General features: G+C 42.9%; 28 protein-coding genes and 1 pseudogene. 6 read left to right on the plus strand and 23 right to left on the minus strand.

What is annotated here, in order from left to right; genetic code table 11:
* Positions 1 to 125: 125 nt before the first annotated feature.
* A complete protein-coding gene (locus ABXS70_RS21030) occupies positions 126 to 1,052 on the plus strand; it encodes a DUF2268 domain-containing protein (RefSeq protein ID WP_342556237.1) in 927 nt (308 codons plus the stop codon).
* Positions 1,027 to 1,821 (plus strand): MerR family transcriptional regulator, encoded by a 795-nt coding sequence (locus tag ABXS70_RS21035; protein WP_342554429.1) that lies wholly within the window; start codon positions 1,027 to 1,029, stop codon positions 1,819 to 1,821. The genes ABXS70_RS21030 and ABXS70_RS21035 overlap by 26 nt, the downstream gene beginning before the upstream one ends.
* 100 nt (positions 1,822 to 1,921) lie before the next feature.
* On the opposite strand, the gene ABXS70_RS21040 is transcribed toward ABXS70_RS21035, so the two are convergent.
* The 6 genes from ABXS70_RS21040 to ABXS70_RS21065 form a co-directional block, all read right to left on the minus strand.
* Complete coding sequence (locus ABXS70_RS21040; RefSeq protein ID WP_342554428.1) at positions 1,922 to 3,217, minus strand: galactokinase family protein; 1,296 nt, start codon at positions 3,215 to 3,217, stop codon at positions 1,922 to 1,924.
* A gap of 404 nt (positions 3,218 to 3,621) precedes the next feature.
* The gene (locus ABXS70_RS21045) at positions 3,622 to 4,113 is read right to left on the minus strand and encodes a copper amine oxidase N-terminal domain-containing protein (protein ID WP_366290559.1); all 492 of its coding nucleotides are present in this window, start codon (positions 4,111 to 4,113) and stop codon (positions 3,622 to 3,624) included.
* Positions 4,114 to 4,187: 74 nt separating this feature from the next.
* Entirely contained in the window at positions 4,188 to 4,442 is a 255-nt protein-coding gene (locus ABXS70_RS21050; RefSeq protein ID WP_342554426.1) for a helix-turn-helix domain-containing protein, read from the minus strand.
* Entirely contained in the window at positions 4,423 to 4,602 is a 180-nt protein-coding gene (locus tag ABXS70_RS21055) for a YvrJ family protein (RefSeq protein WP_342554425.1), read from the minus strand. The genes ABXS70_RS21050 and ABXS70_RS21055 overlap by 20 nt, the downstream gene beginning before the upstream one ends.
* Positions 4,603 to 5,232, minus strand: a complete 630-nt coding sequence (locus ABXS70_RS21060; RefSeq protein ID WP_366290564.1) for a sigma-70 family RNA polymerase sigma factor — start codon at positions 5,230 to 5,232, stop codon at positions 4,603 to 4,605.
* A 243-nt stretch (positions 5,233 to 5,475) separates the two neighbouring features.
* On the minus strand, positions 5,476 to 6,246 hold the full coding sequence (locus ABXS70_RS21065; RefSeq protein WP_366290567.1) for a hypothetical protein: 771 nt from the start codon (positions 6,244 to 6,246) through the stop codon (positions 5,476 to 5,478).
* Between the two features lie 83 nt (positions 6,247 to 6,329).
* Between ABXS70_RS21065 and ABXS70_RS21070 the strand changes: the two genes are divergently transcribed.
* The 4 genes from ABXS70_RS21070 (at position 6,330) to ABXS70_RS21085 (ending at position 10,110) form a co-directional block, all read left to right on the plus strand.
* Complete coding sequence (locus ABXS70_RS21070) at positions 6,330 to 7,049, plus strand: hypothetical protein (protein ID WP_366290570.1); 720 nt, start codon at positions 6,330 to 6,332, stop codon at positions 7,047 to 7,049.
* 214 nt (positions 7,050 to 7,263) lie between these two features.
* Positions 7,264 to 7,863 (plus strand): sigma-70 family RNA polymerase sigma factor, encoded by a 600-nt coding sequence (locus ABXS70_RS21075; RefSeq protein ID WP_366290573.1) that lies wholly within the window; start codon positions 7,264 to 7,266, stop codon positions 7,861 to 7,863.
* Positions 7,811 to 8,785: a DUF4367 domain-containing protein gene (locus ABXS70_RS21080; protein ID WP_366290576.1), complete on the plus strand. Its 975-nt coding sequence runs from the start codon at positions 7,811 to 7,813 to the stop codon at positions 8,783 to 8,785. Before ABXS70_RS21075 ends, ABXS70_RS21080 begins: the two co-directional genes overlap by 53 nt.
* Before the next feature lie 479 nt (positions 8,786 to 9,264).
* Positions 9,265 to 10,110 (plus strand): DUF4367 domain-containing protein, encoded by an 846-nt coding sequence (locus ABXS70_RS21085; protein WP_366290579.1) that lies wholly within the window; start codon positions 9,265 to 9,267, stop codon positions 10,108 to 10,110.
* 160 nt (positions 10,111 to 10,270) lie between these two features.
* Here the strand turns inward: ABXS70_RS21085 and ABXS70_RS21090 are convergent, their stop codons facing one another.
* The 17 genes and pseudogenes from ABXS70_RS21090 to ABXS70_RS21170 form a co-directional block, all read right to left on the minus strand.
* Positions 10,271 to 10,402: a hypothetical protein gene (locus ABXS70_RS21090; RefSeq protein ID WP_366290582.1), complete on the minus strand. Its 132-nt coding sequence runs from the start codon at positions 10,400 to 10,402 to the stop codon at positions 10,271 to 10,273.
* A 72-nt stretch (positions 10,403 to 10,474) separates the two neighbouring features.
* On the minus strand, positions 10,475 to 10,648 hold the full coding sequence (locus ABXS70_RS21095) for a hypothetical protein (RefSeq protein WP_366290584.1): 174 nt from the start codon (positions 10,646 to 10,648) through the stop codon (positions 10,475 to 10,477).
* Between the two features lie 77 nt (positions 10,649 to 10,725).
* Positions 10,726 to 11,193, minus strand: coding sequence for a hypothetical protein (locus tag ABXS70_RS21100; protein WP_366290587.1), 468 nt, complete (start codon positions 11,191 to 11,193; stop codon positions 10,726 to 10,728).
* 57 nt (positions 11,194 to 11,250) lie between these two features.
* The gene (locus tag ABXS70_RS21105) at positions 11,251 to 11,889 is read right to left on the minus strand and encodes a hypothetical protein (RefSeq protein WP_366290590.1); all 639 of its coding nucleotides are present in this window, start codon (positions 11,887 to 11,889) and stop codon (positions 11,251 to 11,253) included.
* Between the two features lie 14 nt (positions 11,890 to 11,903).
* Positions 11,904 to 12,215, minus strand: coding sequence for a hypothetical protein (locus ABXS70_RS21110; RefSeq protein WP_366290593.1), 312 nt, complete (start codon positions 12,213 to 12,215; stop codon positions 11,904 to 11,906).
* 160 nt (positions 12,216 to 12,375) lie between these two features.
* Positions 12,376 to 14,820, minus strand: a complete 2,445-nt coding sequence (locus ABXS70_RS21115; RefSeq protein WP_366290595.1) for a DEAD/DEAH box helicase family protein — start codon at positions 14,818 to 14,820, stop codon at positions 12,376 to 12,378.
* The gene (locus tag ABXS70_RS21120) at positions 14,804 to 15,130 is read right to left on the minus strand and encodes a nucleoside triphosphate pyrophosphohydrolase (protein ID WP_366290598.1); all 327 of its coding nucleotides are present in this window, start codon (positions 15,128 to 15,130) and stop codon (positions 14,804 to 14,806) included. The genes ABXS70_RS21115 and ABXS70_RS21120 overlap by 17 nt, the downstream gene beginning before the upstream one ends.
* Before the next feature lie 190 nt (positions 15,131 to 15,320).
* Positions 15,321 to 15,806: a hypothetical protein gene (locus ABXS70_RS21125; RefSeq protein ID WP_366290601.1), complete on the minus strand. Its 486-nt coding sequence runs from the start codon at positions 15,804 to 15,806 to the stop codon at positions 15,321 to 15,323.
* A complete protein-coding gene (locus tag ABXS70_RS21130) occupies positions 15,806 to 17,038 on the minus strand; it encodes a WXG100 family type VII secretion target (RefSeq protein WP_366290604.1) in 1,233 nt (410 codons plus the stop codon). Before ABXS70_RS21130 ends, ABXS70_RS21125 begins: the two co-directional genes overlap by 1 nt.
* Before the next feature lie 124 nt (positions 17,039 to 17,162).
* Positions 17,163 to 18,899: pseudogene (locus tag ABXS70_RS21135) on the minus strand (DEAD/DEAH box helicase family protein); the annotation flags it as partial.
* A gap of 333 nt (positions 18,900 to 19,232) precedes the next feature.
* A complete protein-coding gene (locus ABXS70_RS21140) occupies positions 19,233 to 20,261 on the minus strand; it encodes a hypothetical protein (RefSeq protein WP_366290607.1) in 1,029 nt (342 codons plus the stop codon).
* Positions 20,262 to 21,041: 780 nt separating this feature from the next.
* Entirely contained in the window at positions 21,042 to 22,073 is a 1,032-nt protein-coding gene (locus tag ABXS70_RS21145; protein ID WP_366290610.1) for a hypothetical protein, read from the minus strand.
* Between the two features lie 32 nt (positions 22,074 to 22,105).
* Positions 22,106 to 23,107 (minus strand): hypothetical protein, encoded by a 1,002-nt coding sequence (locus ABXS70_RS21150; RefSeq protein ID WP_366290613.1) that lies wholly within the window; start codon positions 23,105 to 23,107, stop codon positions 22,106 to 22,108.
* Positions 23,082 to 23,672 carry a sigma-70 family RNA polymerase sigma factor gene (locus ABXS70_RS21155; protein ID WP_366290616.1) on the minus strand — a complete coding sequence of 197 codons (591 nt, stop codon included), beginning with the start codon at positions 23,670 to 23,672 and terminating at the stop codon, positions 23,082 to 23,084. Before ABXS70_RS21155 ends, ABXS70_RS21150 begins: the two co-directional genes overlap by 26 nt.
* 276 nt (positions 23,673 to 23,948) lie before the next feature.
* Entirely contained in the window at positions 23,949 to 24,434 is a 486-nt protein-coding gene (locus tag ABXS70_RS21160; RefSeq protein WP_366290619.1) for a hypothetical protein, read from the minus strand.
* Positions 24,434 to 25,480: a hypothetical protein gene (locus ABXS70_RS21165; RefSeq protein ID WP_366290622.1), complete on the minus strand. Its 1,047-nt coding sequence runs from the start codon at positions 25,478 to 25,480 to the stop codon at positions 24,434 to 24,436. The genes ABXS70_RS21160 and ABXS70_RS21165 overlap by 1 nt, the downstream gene beginning before the upstream one ends.
* A 269-nt stretch (positions 25,481 to 25,749) precedes the next feature.
* On the minus strand, positions 25,750 to 25,989 hold the full coding sequence (locus ABXS70_RS21170; RefSeq protein ID WP_366290625.1) for a hypothetical protein: 240 nt from the start codon (positions 25,987 to 25,989) through the stop codon (positions 25,750 to 25,752).
* Positions 25,990 to 25,999 lie beyond the last annotated feature (10 nt).

Raw genomic sequence — 25,999 nt, forward strand, 5'->3', positions numbered from 1 at the left:
TAAAACCAACCCATCCGGAACCCACAGCGGTTTCGGATTTTTATTACGCAGACATCCTTGACTGTCACGTAACGTTATCCCGGATAATGTGCTTAATCAAGTACAAAGGAGCAGATTAAATGTCTATAAAAATAACGGCGTTACGTTCAAATCAGGTCTACCGCAGCATCATACGAGCTGAACCGGCGGAAAAAGTGGAATTGTACCGTCAGGAGATGCTTCGTCCTTTTATGGGAAAATGGAATACACAGCACATCCCTTTCCACGCTCAGGAACCTGGCGGATTCGATGTGCTCACCATGAACAACTGGATGAATATCGCCCCTGAGGCGATCACATCTGACATAAACGAATCTTTGACGGCCATCTCTTCCGAGGCATTCTGGAAGCAGTGTCATGAGGCGGTTGAGGCAAGTCTGGGTGCATTTATGAAGGATGGCATCCCCCTTAACGTGTCCAATTATTTATACACCATTTTATTAGGCAATCCGGAGAGCCCGATGCTCGCAATGAATGAACGTATTAGCGGAGATGGCGGCATCCCCGGTTATATTATTGCGACTCTCGTCCCAAACGCGTATACTCTACCTCGCATTCCATCCGTGCTTGCTCATGAGTGCAATCATAATGTGAGATACCAGCATATCCAGTGGAATCAGGCAATTACGCTTGGAGAGATGATTGTCAGCGAAGGTCTTGCAGAGAATTTTGCCGCTTTCCTGTACGGGGAGGAGCTGCTTGGGCCATGGGTTACCAAGACAGATATGAACATGTTAAACACCATTATTAAACCGAAGATCAAAGATCAGTTACATGTGACCGGATTTGATCAGATTCATCCGTATCTTTACGGCGACGAGCTTGCAAGTCTGCAGCACTTTACACCTGTGGGCATGCCGTATGCGGCTGGATACGCCTGCGGGTATCACTTGATTCGATATTATCTGAACAAAACGGGCCAGCCGATTACGGAAGCCACCATTACACCGGCAAGTGCAATCCTTGCTGAGATCGAGGACTTTTGGCATGAAGAAACGATATTTCACCATTAAAGAAATCATGCAGATTACGGGAGTTACCAAGCGCACCCTGCATTATTATGATCAGACCAACCTGCTCAAACCGAGTAAAGTCGAAGCGAGCGGTTATCGGCTATATGATCAGGAAGCCATCGGCAGGCTGCAGACCATTCTGCTGTTCAAAGAAATGAATTTCTCACTGCAGGATATTGCGTCCGCGCTGAAACGATCCATCGATGAACAAAGGGAAATGCTGCGGACACATCGGGCTGCACTAGTTGAACGCAAAGTAAAGCTTGAAGCCACCATACGTCAACTCGACAATTATGTGGATGGGACAGATATTACTCAATTGGAGCTGTTCAGCGACTCGCCTATTCAGTCCATCCAAACACAGTATGAATCCGAAGCGAAGCTGATCTATGGAGAAACACAGAGGTTTCAGGAATATGAAGCCAATACAGCCAAACTTTCTGCAGTAGAAAAAGAACAAGCGTATCAGCAATTTGGTGCAGATCTGGAAAAAGTATTTCAAAAGCTGGCAGCACATCAAAGCTTCCCTCCTGATGCGAAAGAAGTACAAGAGGTTGTTCAGCAGTGGGCAAGTGCTCTCTCCCGCTTCATGACCTGTGATGCCGAGATACTGCGCTGCATTGCAGCGGTTTATACGACGGATTCACGGTACATCACTTATTTCCGCCAATTTGGCGATGAGAGTTTTTTACATTTTCTGGTTGAGTCCATCACAGCATTTTCAGCAGCACCCAATGATACCCTGGACCTGCCGGAATTCCAGAAGTAAATAAACAGCTGTGTGTATTTCTGGGTCAAATGAATTAAAAATGAGCAAAAAGGCGGTCAAGAAGGAATTCCCTCTTAACCGCCTTTAGCTGTATTTACTTTTATGCCTGTTTCAGAACGGCATTCAAGCAGATTGAACCGTGCTGACGCACGTTAACGACAATAACTGGAGTATCCAGCATACCGCGCATCCAGTTCATATATTCATCTGCTTTTTCATTGGGTACAATGGCCAGAATAACTCCTGCAAATCCACCACCATGTACACGACATGCGCCATCGCCAAGATTGCTCAGGTAGTTCTCCGTCAATGCGAGTGCCACAGAAATTTCCTGCTCACGAACTGCCCCGCTTTGATACACGTTCTGCAGCCATTTCCAAGACGAGTTACCGGATGCAGTGATCAAGGACAAGAAGTCATTAAAACGTCCTTCGCGCAGCGCAGACACCTGTCCGTCCACGCGTTTATTTTCTTCCAGGAAGTGCAGTGCACGCAGTACCGCCCGGTCTCCAGCATCCTCACGAATCGCAGGCAGCTTCGCATAGATGTTCTCCTCTGTAATTTCGCGAACATATTCAGCACCCAGTGCCTTCGCAACGGCTCTCATCTCGTTTGGAACAGCCGCATAATCTTCTGTCAGATCGGCATGGTTGCCGCCTGTATTCACGATGACCAAGGAATATCCGTTCTCTTGGAAATTCCATTCCACAGGTTCAATCACAGGTTCAGCCGCATTGGCAAAATCGATCGAGATCAGGCCGCCATACGCACAAGCCATCTGATCCAGAAGGCCGGATGGTTTGTTCCAGTAATGATTCTCGGCATACTGTCCAATCTTCGCCAGCGTAACCACATCCAGCTTGGCATCATTGTAGAAGTGATTCAGGATCGTGCAGATCAGCATTTCGAAGGAAGCAGAAGAACTTACACCGGAAGCAGCAAATACGTTGCTGGAGATATCTGCCTTGAATCCGCCGATCTGATATCCCATCTCTACAAATCCCGCAGCCATACCACGAATCAATCCGGTTGTACCGTCATCATTGTTGTTTGGTTTTAAATCTGCCAGATCGATAACGTACTTTTTATCATATCCCTCGGAGTAAAACGTAATTACGGAATCGTCTGTCGCCGCTGCCACTGCAATCGTATCCAGTGTAATGCTGCCGGCCAGGACTTTACCATGGTTATGGTCCGTATGATTGCCGCCAATCTCGCTGCGTCCCGGAGAACTGAACAAATGCACCTGCTCCTGCTCACCAAAATGCTCACGGAATGAAGCATCCAGTTTCACGTATCGTGCGCCCTGTTCCTCGGCATGCTGTGGTCCATACATTTGCGCAAGCAAAGCCTGTCCCTGTTTCGACTGAATGAGTTCTGTTACCTGTGTGGTCATCTCTATTCCTCCCATTTCATATGCAAGCGGGTTGTAACCGCTATCTCTTATATCGTCTAAAATCCCGGTTCGGGATTAGCCATCCCCATTATCTCAGCTTCCGGGCCGAAAAGGTAGGGCAGAATTGAAATTTTGTAAGCGTTTTTTGAAACATGTGTCTATTTGGAAAAAATACGTGATCCCAACTTTGAAGAGAATAGTTGTTATGGATCTGGATGATGTATTGGCTTCCATATTTTTGTTGGAAAGTCCCGGTAATATACATATCGATGTATAAATTGGTTTCATTTTGAATCTGTTGTTGTTTATTTGTACTCCCTAAAAAAGAAAAAACCTTCTAGACAGACTCCTGCTCCATTAAACAGGGACGTCTTCAAAGGTCTGGCTTGGAGCAGCATCATGCATTATTGAATGCTGGACATTTGCGCGGATATGGAAATATTCCCTTCTTTTATAACAACCTCATTGAAGAAAGGTTCAAAGAAGGCAGTAGGCACATACATTATGCCTTTCCTGGATTGAACGGGTACAGGCAGCTCTACATCCTGGTTCAAATTGATGACTTTTAACTTGCCCGTAAACTTGGCCTGTGTACTGCCCTGCTTCAATAAAACAGACTGTATGCGATCTTCAACACGCACGGCCTTCTCCGCCGCGATCCAGCTCACCTCATACCCAAGCGATTCAGCTGTCGCTCGCAAAGGTACCATAACCGTGCTTTTATGCTCAAAAGGCATCTGCTCTGCGGTATTAACCTGAACTGCTCTTCCATTTACAGTTAACGTGTACTCTGAGGCTCCGGCTGCGCTGACTTTCGCGGCTGATGTGGATGCATACAAAGCCCCGGCTGCCGTTACAACGCATAATGCAGCGATGAAGATCATTATCTTTTTCATAGAAGACCCTTCCTTTCTTGTTACACAGCATGGTTTAAGCTTTAGACGTTAAATGCGGTCCATTTGTTTCATATCTATCTATTATTATCCATTATTTGTCTGCAAAACTCTGCATATGTAGGAACATTGTCTAAATTGTAGTTTTTAATTTTAATCATTAGTCCCTCTACAATGCTCTGAGACAAATCATCACGTTCTTGTGGACGAACCTGATATCTCAACCGCTGAATTATTGGCTCGAATGCATCAATGATCTGCTGCATACTTTCTTGATCCCCATTCTGTGCTTTCCGAACTGCTTCATAAAAATCAATACTGTCTTTGTTCATCTTTAATCACCACGTTGAAACCTTCTGTTAACTTGCCCAACTTAACGAACAACTCGTCCAGCTTTTTCTCAAAACGGATAAATAAATACAATGTCATCATAACCGGACTTCCGACTTGACTAAGTCTAGCTCGAAAAGCTTCAGTTAGGCTGCTCTCCATCTACGACCCCTCCCCTACTAACATCGTTCTCATCTTTTTCAAAGCGTTACCCCTTGTCTTGGCTACAGCCTGCTGGCTGACCTGAAGCTCCGCTGCAATTTCATGATCATGGTAACCTTGCCCATAATATAACGTTGTTACATGCTTTTGTTTATCTGTTAATTTCTCATAGGCGGACTCCAACCGATCATCTGTCAATTGTTCCTTCAGAGGCAGCACGCTGCTGTTCGAATGGGCAGAATCAAGGGAAGTCTGATAAGTACTCCTTGCTTCACCGATAGACATACTCGACTCATCAGAGGATGGCTTATCATAGATCAGTACATTTCGGGCAGCATAACGCTGATTACGCCGCATCTGATCAATGCTCATAAACTGCAGCAAAGAAGTGACATAGGCTACAAAACGAATGTGAAAATAAAACGTGCGGAAAGACTCATTGAGTGCTCTTTCCTTGTCGTACTCTCCATTGATGAAACCCAGCAGCAATTGCCGATTACTCTCCTGTTTGAAAAAATTGATGATAACCGGATCACGAAACAAATCGGGGTGTTTCTTCCGGTAATCCTCAAATGTTAATTGCACTCGATCGATCACATAATCATACGTCGCTTTCTCCAGGGTACTCATCTTGTGCCCCTCCTTTTTCTCTTGTTATATGAGAAAGCGTCGTTTGTGTTAGAAAAAACAACCCAAACAGGAACATTTGTTCTTATTTATTATACTACATTTATTTCCATTGCGTACATTTGTTTTAAACAAGAGAAACGTTTTTTTGAATTAGAATAGCAAAAAGACATCAACACTTGGCTGATGTCTCATCTCATCTACTAAAGAACGTCCACATTGTCTTTGATACATTTACCTTAGCTTTTACTCAAAGCTTTGTGACCCTGCTCCAGAATATTTATTCAGTCGCTTGGATGCATCGATCTTGATCGTTATTTTCTTGGTATTTCGATCTTCAGATGAAAACCATCTTTCTAAAGCAGTGTATTCATTCGTTTCTAATGCCGCAGTTTCAATAATGAAATGGTTATTATCCTTCCAATAATACGAAATGATCGGCCAGGTTGGTGTTAGCATAAACTGCTCTTCGAGTTTGGAAGAAGAGGATCCTATCCATTGAAATGATTGTAGATCAATTGCTGCAGCAAGTTGTTTATAGACTTGTGAACCTTCACTGTATGCGTAACGAATCAATACCTTTGTATGATCAGGAGAAAGTTTATAATCTTGAAATATGCCAGCGGGCAAATTCAAACTTTTATTTTTTTTCCCGTCTGATTTCACCAAAATGGTTGAACAGTCTTTATTTCCGCAATTATACTTCAACAAATTAATCTTTTCCGCGATGGAAGGTACGTCCAAGGTTACGAATTGAGTGCGATCAATCTCCGATTGGATATCTTCTTCATGAAGTAAATAATTTTTGTATTCAGGAATATCCTCAAGAGGCAGTTTTAATGTCTTACCCTCACTGTAAAGTTCGATTTCACTAGGCAGAGCAGATAAATCTGTCTTCCCCTGTCCAAGTGCTGCGTTATGAATTGTCTGGCCCGAAGCATCATGTAATTCGTACCAGACTATACTTCCTGATCCAAAGATCAGCAGGATTAATACGAGGGTTACATATTTTCTCATAATGTATTTCCTCACTTCAGGTTGTTTTTGAGCCTGCTTCATTCACTTTATGAGTATTCCCAAACATAAGGAGATGAAGAAGCATGGCACTGACAGACAGCTTAAAGGACAAATTGTTAAGAAACACTGGATTCTTCGAAGGAAACAATGGATATTCAAACGTCTCAGGTAATTTTGATGGACAGGGACTATCCTTTGGTATCATTCAGTACAACTTTGGCCAGGGGACACTTCAACCCCTACTGAAAGAGTACATCAAGAATAACGAAACGGAGTTTAAAGCAGTATTCGGCACTTCTAAAGCAGCTACCTTGAAAGATATCGTGAATAATAAAACAAAATCTCAACAAATTGCTTGGGGTGATAGCATATCAACAAGTGGTGGTAATGTCGTATCCGAATGGAAAACCCTTTTTGAAGCTATGGGAGCCAAATCCGCTAATCAATCACTTCAGCGTAAGTACGCCGAAAGCTATTTTGAACGTGCTGTTAGTTTTGCTGGTAAATTTGGCATTGTAAGCACTCAGGGACTAGCCTTTTTGTTCGACCATGCCGTTCAATCCTGGAGTATATCCGGAGAAAGCTCCATTATCGCCGAAATTCAATCTCTTGAAAAAGCATGGAGAAACAGTGGCGAAACGACGCGATATCCGGACAAAGACCGTCTCTTTTCCGTATTGAAAGGCGTTAACGGCTCTGATCCCATCGCCCGCAGAACGGCTATCCGCAGTGGTTTAGGAACAGTACATGGAAAAAGCTATAACATCTCGACCTTCGGTTTATCGTATTCAACCAACTTTTGATATCGTAACATGGACACCCCATTAGTGGGGTGTTTTTCCATTTATATGCATTATATCTTGATTAGCTGTTATATGTTGTTTCAGTTTGGTATCAAAATCGGCTGTAAGAGAAGCAGTATTGTAACAAAAGAGATCATTCCTTAACTTTTCCTTATCCCACCTGTCACATTTCTCCCCTCTCGTTCCGTCATACTATATGTGAGGGGGGAATCACTTGGAAGAACCAATTCATCAGATCATCACGGATGTGCTGCAGGGGAATAAAGACAGATATGCCCTGATTGTCATCCGCTGTGAGAAATTCATTTTCAATTACTGTTATCACATGCTGGGGGACTACGGAGAGGCGGAGGACTGCAGCCAGGAGGTATTCCTGAAAGCCTATCGCGGACTGCACACCTATAAGCCTGACCGGCCTTTTGAAGCCTGGCTGTATCGCATTGCCTATAATCATTCCATTGATATGCTTCGCAAGCGCAAGGTCACGAGATTACTGCCTTTTCTGTACAAAAATGACCGGGAGAACAATCATGTCGATCAAGCGATTGATCACAAATATTATAATCCGGCTGTCCTACACGCCCTTGCCGCGCTGTCCGCAGAAGAACGAAGTCTGCTGATTCTACGCTGTGTCGAGGACAAAAGCTACAACGATATCAGCCTTATTCTTAATCAGAATGCCGCCTACCTTCGAAAGAAATTTCAACGAGCTGCTGCTAAATTCAGAAAGAACTACGTCAGTCAAGAGGAGGAAAAGCCAAATGAGTCACAACGATCCCGGACAAGACCTGAAAGCACTATTTCAAAAGGTTGAACCGCTTGACCAGACCCTGCAAAAGCGGATCATGCACGAGATTAACCAGGAATTTGTCCCAAACGAACGCTTTTTCGTTAAACATCGTGTCGCTGTGTTTCTCCTCGTTGGGCTGCTGCTGACCGTATCCACCGGGATTGTGGCAATAAAGTATCAGTCGTTATTTAACGACAATGGGGATGTGCTTTTCGAGGAAAAACCGCTGTCTGCTGATCATACCTATGAGCTTGATGCAGAAGAGCAGGAACGCATTCATCGCATGAATGAAATCTGGGTGAATGAGATTGAACCGGGGCAAGCCGCACTGATCTATGTCGTACCGAATAATCCACATCATCAGTTTGATATCAAGTCAAACCCATTCATGATCGATAGCTTTGAGGAATTAACCCAGATGGTTCATGTCCCGGGCATACCGCTGTATCAAGAGCTCTCGGGAGCTTCACGTACCTATGCTTTCCAGAAAGCCAGCGTGTATATGGAATATGAGCAGGATCTATATGAGCTTTCGGATGAGAAAAAGGATGCCTTGGTCCGCAAGCTGCGCCTTCAGGCTGAAACTGCCGGGAAAGATTATGCGCTCATGCCGGTTGCATTCACCGATGAATTCCAGCTATCTTCCATCACTTATACCAACGGTAAAAATGAGATTTCACTAAGCGTGATGAACAGCAAGGATACCGGACCACTGATCGCTTCTTATGACGATAATCTGAATACCACCAGCCGTAAAATCAAGATACACGGACAGGACGTGATTGCGAGAACATACGGGGGGGATGTTACAGAATTAATGTGGGTGTATCAGGAGCCTGAAACCAAGTACGCATACCACTACACGCTCGGTGTTCGTGAAGGTGTCATTCCTCCGGAAGAATTAATGCATATTGCCGAGACGCTTATTCCAGCATCCAGGAATTAATCTTATTCATCCACGTTATATGAAAAATAAGGCTTATCCACTTCAATCTGTTGAAGCATGATAAGCCTTTCTTCTATTCTTCATCTACTTTTATCTCCATCTACTTCTAAATCTAATCCTTCACTCTTCATTAGCTGGCGGTACCGCGATCATTCTTGCTGGTGTCCTTACACTTATAAACATTCTGCAGACGACATTTTTATCTATTTTTAAATATAAAACCATAAATTTCAATTTTTAATGATTAAATTGTCACATCTTCAGTACACCGTTCCGTTATACCAAGTGTAAGAAGGGGGGAAGCACAAGATGTTATCTGATCCTGAGTTAGGAGGGAAAGACCATTGGAGCACTTGGACCCCGGGCACGACCTGAAATCCCGATTTCAAAGAGTCGAACCCGTAGATACTGCACTGCATCACCGAGTAATGAGCCAAATTTATCTTGAAGTAGAGCCAAAACCAAAGGAGAGATTTTTCGTGAAATACAAAGTCAGTTTACTGCTTGCTCTAGGTTTATTATTGACCGCGTCAACCGGATTTGCTGCCGTGAAATACCAGTCTCTGACCAACGGTAACGGAGATGTACTTTTTCAAGAAAAACCAATGACCCACGTAGAATCTAATCGTACCGAAGACGATGACAAAAGAATCCGTCTCATGAATAACATCTGGGTGGATCAGATTAAACCAGGTGAAGCAGCGATCATCTACATCGTGCCTAATAATCCGAATCAGGAACTCTACCTGAAAGCAAATTCTCATATTATTAAAAGTTTCACCACCCTGCAAAAGATGGTTAAAGTTCCGGGCCAACCTCTAGCTAAAGAGATTGCTGGCAAAGGAAAAGAAAACTATACGTTCAAAAAGGCAAAGGTGCACATGGAACACGGTATGGACCTCAACAAGCTCTCGGAGACGGAAAAACAAGACATCGCCGCCAAGCTTCTTCTGGAAGCTCAGGCTTCAGGAAAAGACTACGCCTTGATGCCTGTTCCTTTTACAGACGAGTTCTGGCTCACCACCCTGACTTACACCAGCGGTAAAAAGGAAGTTGCTCTGGACATTCTGAACAGTCAGGACACCGGTACAGTCACTGCCTCGTATCAAGATAGCCTGAAAGTCACCAGTCATAAGATTAAAATTAACGGGCAGGATGTCATCCAGCGGAAGTATAGCGGCGAGTCATCAGAGTTCATATGGGTATATGAAGATCCAAAAACGAAGTATGCTTATCATTACATGCTGAGAGACGCTAAAGGTAACATTTCCGATGAAGAGCTGCTTCGCATTGCTAAAACGCTGGTTCCGGCTGCGAAGGAGTAGAGATTGATTTGCTTGAAATGCACTTAAAGAAAGCTTATCTGCTTCGCCAAGACGAAGTTAGATAAGCTTTTCTTAGTTTGATTATGTTTAATACCTATCCGCGCATACAGTCCATAACTCCTCTAATAGAAGTTGAGGCGGGCCTTTGATTTATACTTATTTATTTGTTGAATACGATATTCTGCTGTTCACTTTCAACAATCTTATTCTCATATATCTGCCAGCACAAATGATAATCTCCATCATGATCATCGATCAAAAAATATCCTGTTACATCTTGAATGTTAGCCATCTCAGAAAGCTGCTTTTTCATAAAATCAAGATGATACTCTCTGACATCTGCCCCATAAAATACATAGGCTGTTCAATTAATTTGCCTCTCCGGGAATGTCCAGCCCGACTGATACAGTACCAATTTATCTTCTTCTAGTAGACCTTCATTAGAACTCGCTATGAAATCATCTCTTATCTTTTTCACTTCATTAACTGTATTCTCATCACACTCTAACCAACCTCTAACAGATACATACTTTCCCATGTCCAAAACTCCTTTGGCCAGTAAAAATCATTACGTCCAGAACTACTTTAGGTGACAAAAGAATCTCCCCCTACTCACTAATTCGGTATGGTGGGTGGATAGAGTTGTTTATGCTCCAGCTCAAACCATTGCTCAATATGGTTGCATAATAAAGGAATATCTTGAATTGCCAGTTCACAGATGTCCTCATACGACGCTTGAAGCACATCCCGCAACTCCATATTTACCTGATATGTCTCGGCTTGTTTTGCATAATATACATCAGCAGGTTCAACAACATAATTTTGATGTCTGGTTACAGGACTTACATGAATTATCCATTTCAAGTTACCTTTGAACTCCTTAATACATGCCTTTAATTGTTCGTAAACCTGATCGGCATTGTGAAATCTGAAATAAAAACCAGCAGGCCGCTCATACATCCGATTTGGTTTGTACATCTCTGTCCTACTCCATGCGTAAGATCCTAATTTGGCCAATGTATAAGCCATAAGTTCCTCTGGTAATAACTCATCTTTGTTTTTTAAATAAATACTCTTTGACATCCTCTCCACCAACCTCTAGCAGATTCCCACTTCCCCTATATCTACTTTCCATTTATGTTATGAAGCAAAGTAATTACTCAGAATTTTTGTTTGTTTATCATTTCCAAGCTCAATATTGGTCAAGTGGTCTATAAAAAATGCGTGGATATGTTCTTCTTTGAATAAACTCAAATACTCGAATGCAGTTATCAACATATCATCCTCTGAATAGGTATGCTCTACCAGCCTGGTTTTGGCGAACTGAATTACTTCGTATATGAACATGTCACACTTCGCGTGTATTAACATATTAAAAACAAAGTAAATCTCATCTTCGTTGTTACTCTTCAGAATATCTTTAATTTCGAACGCTTCTAATTCTGCGAGATAAAATCTGGCCTTAACTTGTCTAAAAGCGCGGAGAGCCCTTGGATCATCACTATAAAACTCTTCCCAAAATGGGATATAAGCGAAATCTCCGGGAACTCTGGCAGATAATTGATTAGACTTGTTTAAGACCGTCCATTCACCATATAACTTATCTGAAACTAAAACAAATAAAGTTGAATCATACGGAACAACCTGCTTCGCATCATTTTCAATTCTATAATACGTATTTCCTGAAGCCGTAGATTCTATTTCATATACGATATAGCTTCGATCCAATGATAAATTGGTTTGTAATGTTACTGTATCTTTAAGCTGTACTCTCTTCATCTCACTCCAATCCGTTATTCTTCTATGGATTGAATCGCGTACTCGATATCTTGCTCCATATCCAGGTCGGGATATTTCTTTTGCAGCTCTAACAAACAATGTATGAATGCTTGACTCTGAAATTTCGCAGACAAATCTTCAAGTATCTCACATAACCAATACAATTCCGTTTCCTTACTTTGCTCTAAAAATGCAATCGCACTTTCCTCATTGCTTTTTAGCAAATTCACCAAGTCATGCCACATTAACTGAATTGCCGGATCATCAGGATGTAAGTTCCCTCTCTTCTGTACTAACGAATTTACTTTTCTAAGAGAATCCACCATGTTGTAGTCTCCTTAATGGTTGCCTGGAGTTATTGAAGCAATTGTTCCAATAATGATTCAAATGAGTTTTCAATCGAATTTTCATCATAAAAACATAAGCAGCAACGAAGCCCATTTTGTCACCGCTTCACTGCCACTTATATCTCATCAATATATATAATTAGGGATTCCCTCGTTCAAAATAGGCATGCAACCGATACAGACATATTTCCCGTGTCCAGTGATATAACACTGCTCTTTCCTCCGAATTCTGCACTTCTACATTCAGCGAGAACACGCCATCTTCGAACCGCGTCATACTTCCCTTTGCCCCGCTCCACTTGGACATGGGCATATCAATAATCAGATCTTTGATCTCATTCTCCGTCTTCTCATTCCATTCCGTGAGTGCGACCTTACCTTTATCCGAGAAGTCCTTTCGTTTCCGATACTCCTTTTCCGTCAGATAAGTATAGAAAAATTCAGCCATTTCACCCGGTGTGATGGGTTCCATCCAGTGCGCCTCGCCTCGCTCCAGCATATAGAGCAGCACGACCATTTTATAGCTTTTGTTCATGATCGTCTTCTCTACATCTCGCAGCCATGCCTCGTGCCGAACATATATCTCCCCCTCAGCTGGGGATAACAACTCCGCCCAGTAAAGGAAACCGACATATGAGCCAAATTCGCTCCGGTATCCAATACTTTTAGACTGACTCATAAGATGAAGCTCCAGATAAGTCGGGATGCGACCGAGCTCACGTTTGACGTTTAGAAAATCCTGATACAATTTCTCGCGGCGTGGCATCCGCTTGCGGCTTAACTCCTGAAGCAGATTCACCACTTGGGTATCCAAATAAATGCCGCAGTTATCCGGAACTTCCGGTATAGCCGAGTCCAGCGCTTTTCCACTACGTTCCTCGTCTCCACGCACGTCCAGCAGGCTAAGCTTCACATCCGCATTGCGGTAATTCCCGATCAGGTCGATGATAACACAGTGTGACTTCCCTTCCGCTAACCTCAACCCACGGCCTATCTGCTGGGTGAATACCGTAAGCGACTCGGTTGGACGCACGAAAAGTAGCGTATCTACGCTAGGAATATCCGTTCCTTCGTTAAACAAATCTACGGTCAGCACAACTTCCAGTTCACCCGCACCCAGCCGCCGGATGGCTTCCTCACGCGACATTTCCGATGTACGTGAATGCAGACTAAGCACCTTCACCCCCTGACTGCGGAAATACGCAGCCAAGTAGTCCGCTTGACGAATGGATGAGCAGAAACCGATGGTTCTCGTCTGCTTATGCCGCATCCAAGCCACATAGATCGTTTCCACATGCTCCTCTTGCAGCTGAACGGACATAAGCTGTTCTTCATCATATTTGGTGCCGATCCAGCGAATCTGCGAATAATCCGTATCGTCGAATACACCGTAATACTGGAATGGCGCCAGCCACCCTCGACGAATCGCTTCGATAAAATGCATCTGGTACGCGACATTCCCGTCACACAGTGCATATACATCCTTACCATCTAGTCGATCCGGGGTTGCCGTAATCCCCAGCAGAAACTGCGGACGGAAATATTCAATGACCTTCATATACGTCTTCGCCGCCGCATGATGGAACTCATCCACCACGATCAGATCAAAGGCATCAGCCGCAAACACATCCCGATGTCGTTGCAAACTCAGTGTATAGATCGAAGCGTACACACAGTCTGCCTCTCCATCCTTTTGTTTGCCGTTATATATCCCATGGCTCCGCTCAGGCATGATCTGCTGAAATGATTTTTTCGCCTGATTCAGAATCTCTTCCCGGTGAGCTATGAACAAAATTCGCTCAAACCTTTGGGCGAAAAAGCCCGCCAAATAGGTTTTTCCAAGTCCCGTAGCCATCACGACCATGGCTCTTTCATACTGCTCCTCCATCGTGGCGTTCAATGCTTCAAGCGCATCTAACTGAGCAAATCGCGGCTGAATAGGCAAAAGAGACAAGACAGCAGGCTCTTGTTCAGTCTCCTCATCTGGCAGCCTCGTACCAAACTCCGCTTCCTCCATCTCGGTGATCCGCTGGATCATCTCCGGGTTCTTCTGGTGATACTGCCGGTACTCTTCCTCGTACAACGCGATGGAATCCGGGTTCACTGGCAAAGTAGTCTCGTGATAGAAACTCTGCATGAACTTCTCCAAAGCCGACTGAAACGTATACGGCTCTGCCTCCGCATTCATGGCCAGATTCCATTCATACCCCGTTTTCAATGCCGTGAATGAGAAATTCGAAGAGCCAACAATCAACATGCCTTCTCCATGTTCATGATCAAACAGATACGCTTTCGGGTGAAAAGAAGTACCCATGCTTCGCCAGAGCCTTGCTTCGATTCGTGAATCAACTTCACAGAGCGCCCGTAATCCTTCAGGCTGTGTGATATATAGATAATCTCCCGCGAGCATCCGTACCTCTGCCCCGCGTTCCGCCGCTCGTTTCAAATGCGGAGCAAGCAGCTTGACTCCAGATTGCATAATAAAAGACGTCATAATATAAATCCCGGACGCATGCTGCATCCGGGTAATAAGTTCATCGGCCAGATTGTCGGTAATGAGTTTTACATTAAGCTTCGTCGACATCGATCAGATACACTCTCTCCTGAAATCCTCCGCGTGCCTCGGCTTTATCTGCACGCAGCTTGTCCAGCTGCGCCGCATTAGCTCCATGTACCTCTGCCAGCGCCCGGATCACTTCGAGCATATCTGCCAGTTCCTCCAGCGCTTCCTGATTGCTTCCTGCACTCAAGTATTCTTCCGACTCTTCACTCAGCTTTGTTCTCAATTCTTGCTTATATTCCTCCGGGTCCAGAATGCGCGTCCGGCACTCCTTACCGCTGGATGTGATAATATGCGGAATTTTGTCCCGCACCAATTTGTTGTATGTAGGCATGTGGTATATCATCCTCTCTACTGTGGAAGCTTTCCAGCACCACGCCAGAATCTCCCTTTTTGCCATTATACCATTTGCCATGGATGGAGAGAGGTGGATTTTGTAAAGTGGTGGGAGCGGATGAAAAGTAAAAAAGCCCATAGCTACTCGTTTAGAAGTCGATATGGGCCTACTTCGAAATTCGTGTTACCTATAAGGAGTTCGGGTTCACATAACACCAATCAGACAGATTAGAAGTTTTCAAAGCTCTCTCCAGATCAGACAATGTATACACCCAATCTTCCTCTATCCAAACTATCATCTGTGGGTGTCTCGCAAGAAAATGATACAGAAAGGTTAGCGTGACCTCTTCATTTTGATAAACCTCATCAATAATAAGTGTGTTAAAGTATATCTTCCCATCCTCTCTCCATTCCAATTCTCTGTATTGATGTACGGCAGGTTCATCATAAACATCAACTCTAATCATATCATTCGCCACACTACTGTCTGAATCTTGTTGGTTTGGACGTGAAATACCCAAGGCACAATGTTTCATGTTCTGTTCTGAATCTACATCTTGAATTCCATCAATGGATTGCAGGTTTGATTCCAGACAAACTTGTCGTATATCTTTCACCAAACGATCTATGGATATATTACTTTTCTCTTCTACCAATACAAAAGCCGATGCCATTATTTCAGTACCTCCCTTAATTCATCCAACGAGTTAACTACTTTTACGCCCTTACTTTTTGCATAATCGATTTTCCCAGATGCAATTGGACCCGTATTTTCCAGCGGTGCGTCAATATATAAAACAACTTCCTTCTTATTATGATTAAAAAACTCTTTATGATTTATATCCACGAGTCTATCGATTTGGTCTATTTTCACTGCTCCCGCTGATTTTTTCACTTCAATAATTTGCGAGTTTGTAACAACATCCAGATCCGTAACTCTTAATTTATTATCCACATTTTTAACTTCCACTCCAAATCCAGTTACCCCAACATGACTTTCTACAAATTCACCGACTTTCCCCTCAACAACTTTACCTGTATCACGGCTATTTTTTGCAGCATTTATAGCATGAGGTATATTTTTAGGATTTTGCTCAACCCATACAATTCTGTTACCAGCATGGTTAGTATATTGTACTTCTAATCCTTTGTTCGTTTTGCTGAGTATAGGGTTATCATTCAATGTTTTGTTGGGAACGTGACCGGGCTTCGCTACTACATCCTTTGATAACTTCAATCCATTTTTCGGAACCTTATAGCCCCTTTTATACATTCCCGTAAAAGCCATCAACATATTACTGGCTTGCAGGCTGGTTATAAGCAGCCTAGCCCTATTCTCGGAAACGGGTTCTCCTGAGAATGGGTATACCCCATTCTTCAATTCATTGACCTGATACTGCATGATATCCTCACCCTCAGGCTCAACATCAGGTGCAGATTTCATGTCCAGTGACCCGGTATCTCTCTCATACGCACGAAGTGTCTCTGGTGTTACATTACCGTCTTTATCCGTTGGCATCATTTTACGGAATTGCGTATTATATACCATCGTGTACTCTGTTTTATCCGAATTGTGGTTTGAATTAGACACCATTTTCTGCAATGCGATCGAACCAGCAACTGCCCCCACGCTAACCTGTTCCTGATCCGCTTGTTTGAACCTCTCGGCAATGATCTTGAGATCCTGTGAAGATTTAACCATACTTTCCAGTGCACGATCCAGTACAGGACGAGATTGCAGAAAATCATAGAAAAACCGTTCCTGTGTGGCTCCCGTCCATTGTGACTCGATGAAACCGATCCGTGCAATAAGGTCACTTCGTATTGATTCCAGTTGTTGTCTTCCTTGCTCAATTTGTTTAGATACATGTAGTAGTTGCTCTGGTGTTACTTTAATTGTACTCATAGGGTTCTCTCCGAAATATATAAGATTTAACTATGTTAGCAGAAGTAAAAGATACATACATCCGTCCAATATCCTGATTTTTCCTTATTATAAAAAGCTTTCACTAAGTACCTGTACTCTTGGCGTTGAAAACTTTAGCCATATATAACGCATGGTCCACCCCTACGCAGAAACCAAGTCCTTTCACCTCATCCAGATCGGTTACATATCGGTTCAGGCTCTGCATGATCTGATTGGCTCGGATTTTGTTATGGGTATACAGTTTCTCTAATTCGTTCAGGTCATAGCCTTTACGCGACCACTTCACCTGGGACAGATCGACAGTATCGGTAACGCCAAAATATTGAAACGGACTCAGCAGCTTCCGATCAATCGCATCAGTCAGACGAATCTCGGCAGCAATGGTATGATCGAAGTAAGCGGTAATGTCTTTGCCATCCATTCGTTCTGGCGTGGCAGTAAGTCCAAGCAGAATTTGTGGTTCGTAGTGAGACAACAGCTTCTGGTACGAAGGCGCGGCAGCATGATGGAATTCATCCACAATGATGTAGTCGTAATAATCTGGGCTGGTGATCTCCGTCAGCTTCATGGAGTTCAGACTCTGTATGCTGACAAACAGATGCTCCAATGCCTCCGCCCGGTGACTCCCGACATGCAGCTCGCCAAAGTTCATATCCTTCAAGATATACCGGAAGGTGTCCCGGCTTTGCTTCAAAATTTCTTCCCGATGTGCGACAAAAAGGAGCTTGGCTCCCGCATAGCTGGCGCGGAATCGCTTGTAATCGAAGGCAGAGATGACCGTTTTGCCAACGCCTGTAGCGGCGACGATCAAGTTACGGTTTCGACCATACAGTGTACGCTCGGCATCGAGCTGTTCCAGCACTTCCTTTTGATAATCATAGGGCTGGATGTCGAGGTGGAAGTGGTTGGACTGATCTTTTTTACGATTCAGAGCTGCTCTCAACTGTGCTTCATGCTTCTGATCCTCTGGGATGTACCGCGTAAATTCGCGGTCATTCCAATAACTTTCGAAGGTCGCTTCAATCTTGCGCAGCACATCGAGTGAATCCTTCTCCGTCACCTTGAGATTCCACTCCATACCACTGGTCAGGGCTGGATTGGACAGGTTCGAAGAGCCGACATAAGCGGTGGTGAATCCGGTATCGCGGTGAAAAATATATGTTTTAGCGTGCAGCCGGGTGACCTTGCTATCATACGAAATCTGGATTTCAGTATTCGGTAATTTGCTAAGTTCGGTAATTGCTTTGAGGTCGGTTGCCTCCATATACGTGGTTGTGATGATACGCAGCCTCCCACCGCTAGCCGTAAATTGTTGCAACTGTTCCAGCAGAAGGCGAAGCCCACTGAACTTGATAAATGACACCAACCAGTCGATCCGATCGGCTGTCACGATCTCCTTTTGCAGCTCCAGTAACATACTCGGCTCGGACTTTGCACCTGTGAATAAAGAGCTCTGGGAGATGGGCGTATCTGGACGTACGATTTTGGTATCCCGGACCGCACGAATACTGTTCAGTTTGGAATACACATGCGTCAGCACCTCACCCTGCTCGTCCAGTTGTAACTCGTTGTATTCTTCTTCCCCAAGCGTGCCTTTCAGGGTGGCAATAATCTGATTACACGTTCGAATCTGCTCCAGCACTGCCGATTTATCTTCCGTCTGTTCCCGCGCAATCTTGAGCGCACGCCGGGTCACGGCCGCCAGATATGTAGACAGCAGCTTGCGCGCTTCCTCTGCATCCAACTTCTCAGTCCCAATGTTATACACATCTGGGTCGAGTGCCGAAATCTCCTGCCTGGTGATGGTGTTGATAAGCTGTTCATATATGCCTTGTTTCATGAATGTACCTCGCGAACGTTAGGATGGTTGTAGATATGTAGTAAAGATCTTACTAGATATTTCTGGGTATTGGTAAATTAGGTCTCTACTCTATTATCGTCCAGCGCGTGAAATATTTCATGCGTTGTTTGATCAAGGAAACAAACATAAATATGGCACCCTCCTCGGAATCCGAAAAGGGTGCCACAAAACAATGGATAAGCAACATAATATGAAGAGTTGATCTAGAAACAGCCCGCTATTTCCAGACTTTTATTGTTACACTGAAGTATAAGAACGAATTCAAACCACAGTGATTAACATAGGATTCATTGACTACTCATTAAATGTGTATCATAGCTGTATAGGGTCTGTAGGTAGCACAATGCTGTTGTATTTCGAGATGAAAAACGTGTGGAAAGAGCCATTACCGGTGAAACTAACTTGTACATCTGGTGCTCCCTCCTTAGAAAAGACAAGTACATCATTTCGATATTTATCTTTTGCAACGTTGTATCCGTTCAGGTCCAGCTTCATAATGGTCTCAGCCTCTTGTTTTGCTGCTTCACCCAATGTATTGATATCGAGGCTGTTGATTTTCTTTTGCTCGGTTTCATAATCTTCTTTCTTGCCATTTGACAGAATGTTCTCATCCATGCTAACTCTTACCGGTACGAGTGAATTTTCTTCCATGTCAATCCGTACCTTTCCCTTGTTCGTCGTATATTCAAAACCATACACCGAGGACTCGCCCGGTCTCTTTACTACGACCTTTAAGTTCCGTCCGGTTTTGGTTAGCCCTTTCCCAATGCGTTTCAAGACTTGATCTGCTGCCTCGAGCGCATCAGGTGATATCTCCTTCTCCTTAGCATACCAACCCCCATACGACAGCTTTCCGTCCTCCAAAGCGATCATCCCCTTGGAATTTGAAGCCTTCACCTGAGTGTCAAAGCCTGTAAACATATTAACGTTGACATTTTGCAACGGTTCATCTTCATTCGGGAACAGCTCAGTCCATGCCTTGTCCAGCTTCTCCTTGAGCTTTGTCTCTTTCAGGTCATTGTAGCCGAAGGTTAGAGATAAGTGAGCAATCTCACCCTTGGAGGATACTAAAATACTATCAGACTTATTGTTTTTGGTTTTGAACATCATAGTGCTTTGGTCTTTTCCAGCGAAAACAACCTCATAATCATTTCCGGTAATTTCCTTAATTTTGGCTTTAGCGATTTCTAGAGCCTCTTGCTGAGCATCGATAGCCTTAGTGGTACTGCTATCTTCCTTTGGAGCTGCATATAGCACACCCCCATTTGGGACTGCAGTCGCCCCGAACAGTAGCATCCCACCTAGAATGGGCAGAATTATTTTGGTTGTCATCTTTGTCATGTATTTCATCCTCTTTTCTTATCATGATTAAACTACTGAATTTTGAAGTAATAGAACAGCGTTTATGAAGTGAAGGATCGTTCACCGTAGGGAAGCCGTCGAAGGCAACAAACAAACTCACTGAAGCTAAGACCGCAGCTGTAATACCTGTTTTTCTACCAAATCCTCGCCTAACCCTTACTTACTTCTTGCTTTCTCTTCAGTACCATTCCCAGAATAACTCGTTCCTCCAACTTGAATTACAAGGGTTTAGTTGATTTGGTATACACTGTATGGTGTGCACTTCAATATGTTTTTCCTCCGTTGTTAGCAGTCTTATCCGATGTTGGATTAGAAGAGTACTCTCATTCCATCGAGTATAGCTTTGAACATGCTTATAACGCTCCGAATACTTAAACCAGCGTTTATTTCCTCTAATCTGATTAAGGCAATAGTGGTATGACCAAGCCTAGAAGGAAACTGTAGGTTGATACTTCTTACATCGGTTTTTCAAAGTGCCTGATAGTCTCATTAAAATCCTCTTTATCCCCTTCTTTCGTTCTCCTAACCAACATCTCGATCTGTTCTAGTTCTGCTCTATATTTCGTGCTCAGCCTGCCCAGAATGGCACTCCCTCATCTTCACATGGTATAACACCAACACACCTCTTCGTGTGACACGGTTTTTAATATCGTTTTTATTTTGGTTTTTATAAAATTTCCGGACTTATACTGAAGTATAAGTTCGAATTCAAACCACAGTGGTTAGCATGGGGATCCTTGACTACTTATTAAATGTGTATCACAGCTTTACAGGGTCTGTAGGTAGCACAATGCTGTTGTATTTCGAGATGAAGAACGTGTGGAAAGAGCCATTGCCTGTGAAACTAATCTGCACCTCTGGCGCTCCCTTCTTGGTAAAGACAAGTACATCATTTCGATTTTTATCTTTTGCAACGTTGTACCCGCTCAGGTCCAGCTTCATCATGGTCTTGGCCTCTTGTTTTGCTGCTTTACCCAATTTGTTGATATCGAGGCTTTTAATCTTCTTTTGCTCGGCTTCGTACTCTGGTTTCTTGCCGTTGGACAGAATGTTCTCATCCATACTAACTCTTACCGGTAAGAGCGATTTCTCCTCAATGTCTATCCGCACCTTTCCCTTGTTTGTCGTATATTCAAAGCCATACACCGATGACTCGCCCGGTCTCTTTACTACAACCTTTAAGTCCCGTCCGGTTTTAGTAAGCCCTTTACCAATGCGTTTAAAGACTTGATCCGCTGCCTCTAGCGCATCCGGTGATATCTCCTTCTCCTTCGCATACCAACCTCCATATATCAGCTTTCCGTCCTGCAAACCGATCATTCCCTTGGAATTCGAAGCCTTCACCTCAGTAGCCATGCCTGTGAACATATTAACAGTGACATTTTGCAGCGATTCATCTTCATTCGGGAACAGCTCGGTCCATGCCTTGTCCAGCTGCTCCTTGAGCTTTGTCTCTTTCAAGTCTTTGTAGCTGAAGGTTAGAGACAAATGAGCAATCTCACCCTTGGAAGATACTAAAATACTGTCAGATTTATTGTTTCTAGTTTTGAATTTCTTAGTACTTTTGTCATTCCCAGCGGCAACAACTTCATAATCATTTCCGGTAATCTCCTTGATTTTGGCTTTAGCGATTTCCAGAGCCTTTTGCTGAGCATCAGTAACCTTAGTGGTACTGTTATCTTTCTTTGGAGCTGCATATAGCACACCCCAATTCGGGACTACAGCCGCCCCGAACAGCAGCATCCCACCTAAAATAGGCAGAATTATTTTGGTTTTTGTCATCTTTGTCATGTAGATCTTCCTCTTTTCTTATCATAATTAAACTACTGAATTTCGAAGTAATAGAATACCGCTTCTGAAGTGAAGGATGCGTTCACCGTAGGGAAGCCGTCTTTGGTAAACTTCAGCATATTGAACGGAGAGTCCGGGCGAACCACCTCATAATCCGACAAGTCCAGATTCATCCACACTTTAGCTTGCTCCATTGCCTTTTTTTGCAACCGGCTAAGCTCCAGATCCTTCGTTTTCTCGACAAGTAAACGTCGGTCGTCCGTACTATTGATTTTATAAAACCGTTCCGATAGAGGCTCGGCAAACAAGCGAATAATACGATTCGTCCCCTCCTCCACATCCATCTCAATGGTTCCTTGCTTCGTTGTATACCAGAATGTGTACATAGGTTTATGTCCAGGCTGTAGAATTTTATGTTCAACGGATCGAATGTTATCTCCAAGATCGCCTACCCTGTCCATAGCCTGATCAGCAGCCGTTTTTACAGATTCGGGAACCTCATGTTCCTCAACACGCTGCTTAGCATGGGTCCACTGTCCATTGCTTATGTACAAGGCACCCGTCTCATCGCTCATTTGGACAATAATCTCACTTTCCGAAGGGTGGAAAAATTTAATGTGATCCACTTGATCACGATTGGTTTGAAAAGCTTCATTCCACATGTGTAATAACTGGTATTTGAATTCCTCATCTTGAATGTTCTCAAAGCTCGCTTGCGAGGAAATATCCTCACTATTCAGACCTAATTGCGTAACGAACATCCTCACATGCTCAGATAATGGAAGGTTCTGCATGACTTTAGCCATAGCGGGAGACAGGAACGTACCAAACAAAATCACTGAAGCTAACACCGCAGCTGTAATGCCCGTTTTTCTAACAAATCCTCGCCTAACTCGTAACTTACTTCTCTCTTTCCCTTCAATACGATGAATGATCTGTCCGCTGAAGCTATTCTCTGGCGTTTCCGTTCCCAGAATTTCTCGTTCCACCTGTTTAAATTCCAAGGGGTTAGTTGAATTTGGCAAACGATGCATGCTGTGTCCCTCCTTCGTCCATATTCTCAACTTGTAGCTTCTTGCGAATGCGCTCGTATTTTTTGCGGACTGTAGCTGGCTTGAGGTTCATCATCTCGCTAATCTCATTAAAGTTATAAAAATAAATAATTCGAAGAAGTACGATATGTTTCTCCTCCGCTGTTAGCAGTCTCATCTGATCTTGGAATAGGAGAGTACTCTCATTCTCTCGAGTATGGGTTTGAACATGTTTATAGCGCTCCAAAAACTTATACCAGCGTTTTTTGCCTCTAATCTGATTCAAGCAATAGTGGTATGCGATTTTATATACCCAAGCTGAGAAGGAAACTGTGGGTTGATACTTCTTGATTCGTTCATAGACCTTGATGAAAATTTCCTGAAGAGCATCTTCTGCTTCTTCTTTGCTTCTAAGCATATGATAGCAATAGATATACATCGGTTTTTCAAAGTGCCTGATGATCTCATCAAAAGCCTCTTTATCTCCTTCTTTCGTTCTCCTGACCAACATCTCGATCTGCTCTAGTTCTGTTCTATATTTCGTGCTCAGCCTGTCCAGAATAGTCACCCCCTCATCTTCACACGGTATAACACCAATTCAGCTCTTCGTGTGACACGGTTTTTAAAAATATCTTTTTAATGGTATACCATCATAAAAATTACGGTAGATACAGACCACATTGTCAGATGTAATTTATTTTATGTATTTTTATATGCTAATCTACGTCTCTTACACTGGAGGAAAACATTTGCTCTAACTAGATGAGTCACCTGGAAGTATAACAAAAAGACAGGTCAATCATGGTGGTATCTGACCATAATCGACCTGTCTTATGAAAGCAATTTAATCTCGGGTGAAATCTTTTGGATCATTATAACACCATTCATTGTCAAATGGTTTACTTTTAATTTTTTCTAAATCTTCTATTGTATAAAACCAGTTATCTTCAATCCATACTTTTGCAGACGGATATACTTTTAGAATTCCATAAAGTATCTTAAATAATAAATCTTCATTCTCATAGAAGTCTTCAGATACTAATGCCTTAAAATACTGGCTTTTGGAATCATCCCAATTAAAGTCTACGTTTTGAAATTTATAAGGCTCATCATACAAATTCCAAGATATTTGCCTTGAATAATTGTCTTCAAACGGAATGTCACTAATATAAATTGAGCAAAACTTTAATTTTCCAGTTTGATCATACTCGTCATAATTGTTAGAAAAGTAGAGCCCGTAATTAATAGATATTTCTCTAATATTTTTTAATAAATCGCCTGCCGAGATACTTTCTCCTTGCCTAAATAATACAAAAGTTGAAATCCCCATTATTTCAATACCCCTCCTAATTCATCTAAAGAATTCACAACTGTTACATCCTTGCCTTTTAATTCTTGAATTGTATTGATTACATTAGAATTAGACATATCTAAAGCTTCATCAATATAAACAATAACTTCTTTACCCTCATAGTTAAAAAACAGAGGATTTTGAGGATTTGTATACTTATCAATTTGTTTCATATCAAGAGCCGAAAATGACTTTTTAACTTCAATAATTTGTCTGTTAGTTAAAACATCTATATCGCCTGCTATCTTCTTATTTGTTACATCTTCTAATTTTAAGCCAAATCCTATAGCATCTGTTTTTTGCAGTACATAATCACCAACTTTTCCTTCGATAGCCTTTCCAGAGTTTGAACTATTCTTTGCACTTTCAATTGCATTTGGAATATTCTTAGGGTTTTGTTCAACCCACTTTATTTTGTTACCGTGCGGATTTACAAATTCAACTTCCATACCTTTATTCGTTTTTGTTATTACTCGATCATTGAATTTACCCTTCCTCTCTTTCCCATTCCCCTTCTCCGGCTCCTTCTTGCCATCACCTGATCCACCCGATCCGTGATGACCCTTCGAATGCAAAGCCTTGCCGAAGAGAAAATAAGAGAGGGCTTGGCCTACTACCGCTCCTTTATAGTACCCTGACTCGTCCTCACTCAACTGTTTTTTCTGCTCGTTTACAAACTGCTCGATGTCGGATCTTGCTGTTCCTGTGCCCCATGCGGTATCCCAGGCAAATCCTATTCCGCGTCCAACGTCGACGATTTTACCAACCGTCAGATCATAGCCCAGGCTGCCCAATGTACTGCATGGATTATAGAGGAATGCCTCTATGGTCTCGCCAATGCCTGTAACCGTATCGCCGATGGCTTTATCAATCAATCCCGTGGTAAAACTCGGCCCCAGCTCTTCTGGCAGCCGAAGGACTTCCTCTCCTGAACTGTCTGTGCTTCTGAATAAACTTGCTGTCTCCTGTAACCTATCCTGAAAGTAAACACAATATATATGCCCTATACTATTTCTTTTGTACATGTGGAGATTGTGTCCACTGCTCAGGATTGAATCATTAGATTAAAACTAAATACGTACTCTAACCAGATACCATCCAGCTGCATTGAATAAAAGAAAAACAGGCAAGAAAGGTGGTATCTCACCATAATCAACCTGTTTTTGAATCGGATTTATCATTTAGTTTTTTCCACCGAAAAGAAGATAAACATTTAATTATTTTCTAAAATGAGTTAATACTAAAATTCGGAATCATCGGTTACAACGGGTATTAATGGAGACAACAAAAATGGTTATAATTCTGGATCAAGTATATATCTTTTCTTTAACTTGTTTTGTTCGTCAAACACATAGATCGTTTCACAATTAGGACAACGCCATACACTGTTTCTTGGATTAGGTAAATCTATAATATCTGTAATATCACTCGTAATTTCATCCCACTCACGATCGGTATAAGCCCAAATAGTTACCTCGTCGGGTGCTTGACTATTTGAAAGTACGAATCCACATTTACATTGAAAAGACGCCATTTATTCCATC

Origin of the sequence: Paenibacillus sp. AN1007, from assembly GCF_040702995.1 — a bacterium.
Taxonomy (GTDB): Bacteria; Bacillota; Bacilli; order Paenibacillales; family Paenibacillaceae; genus Paenibacillus.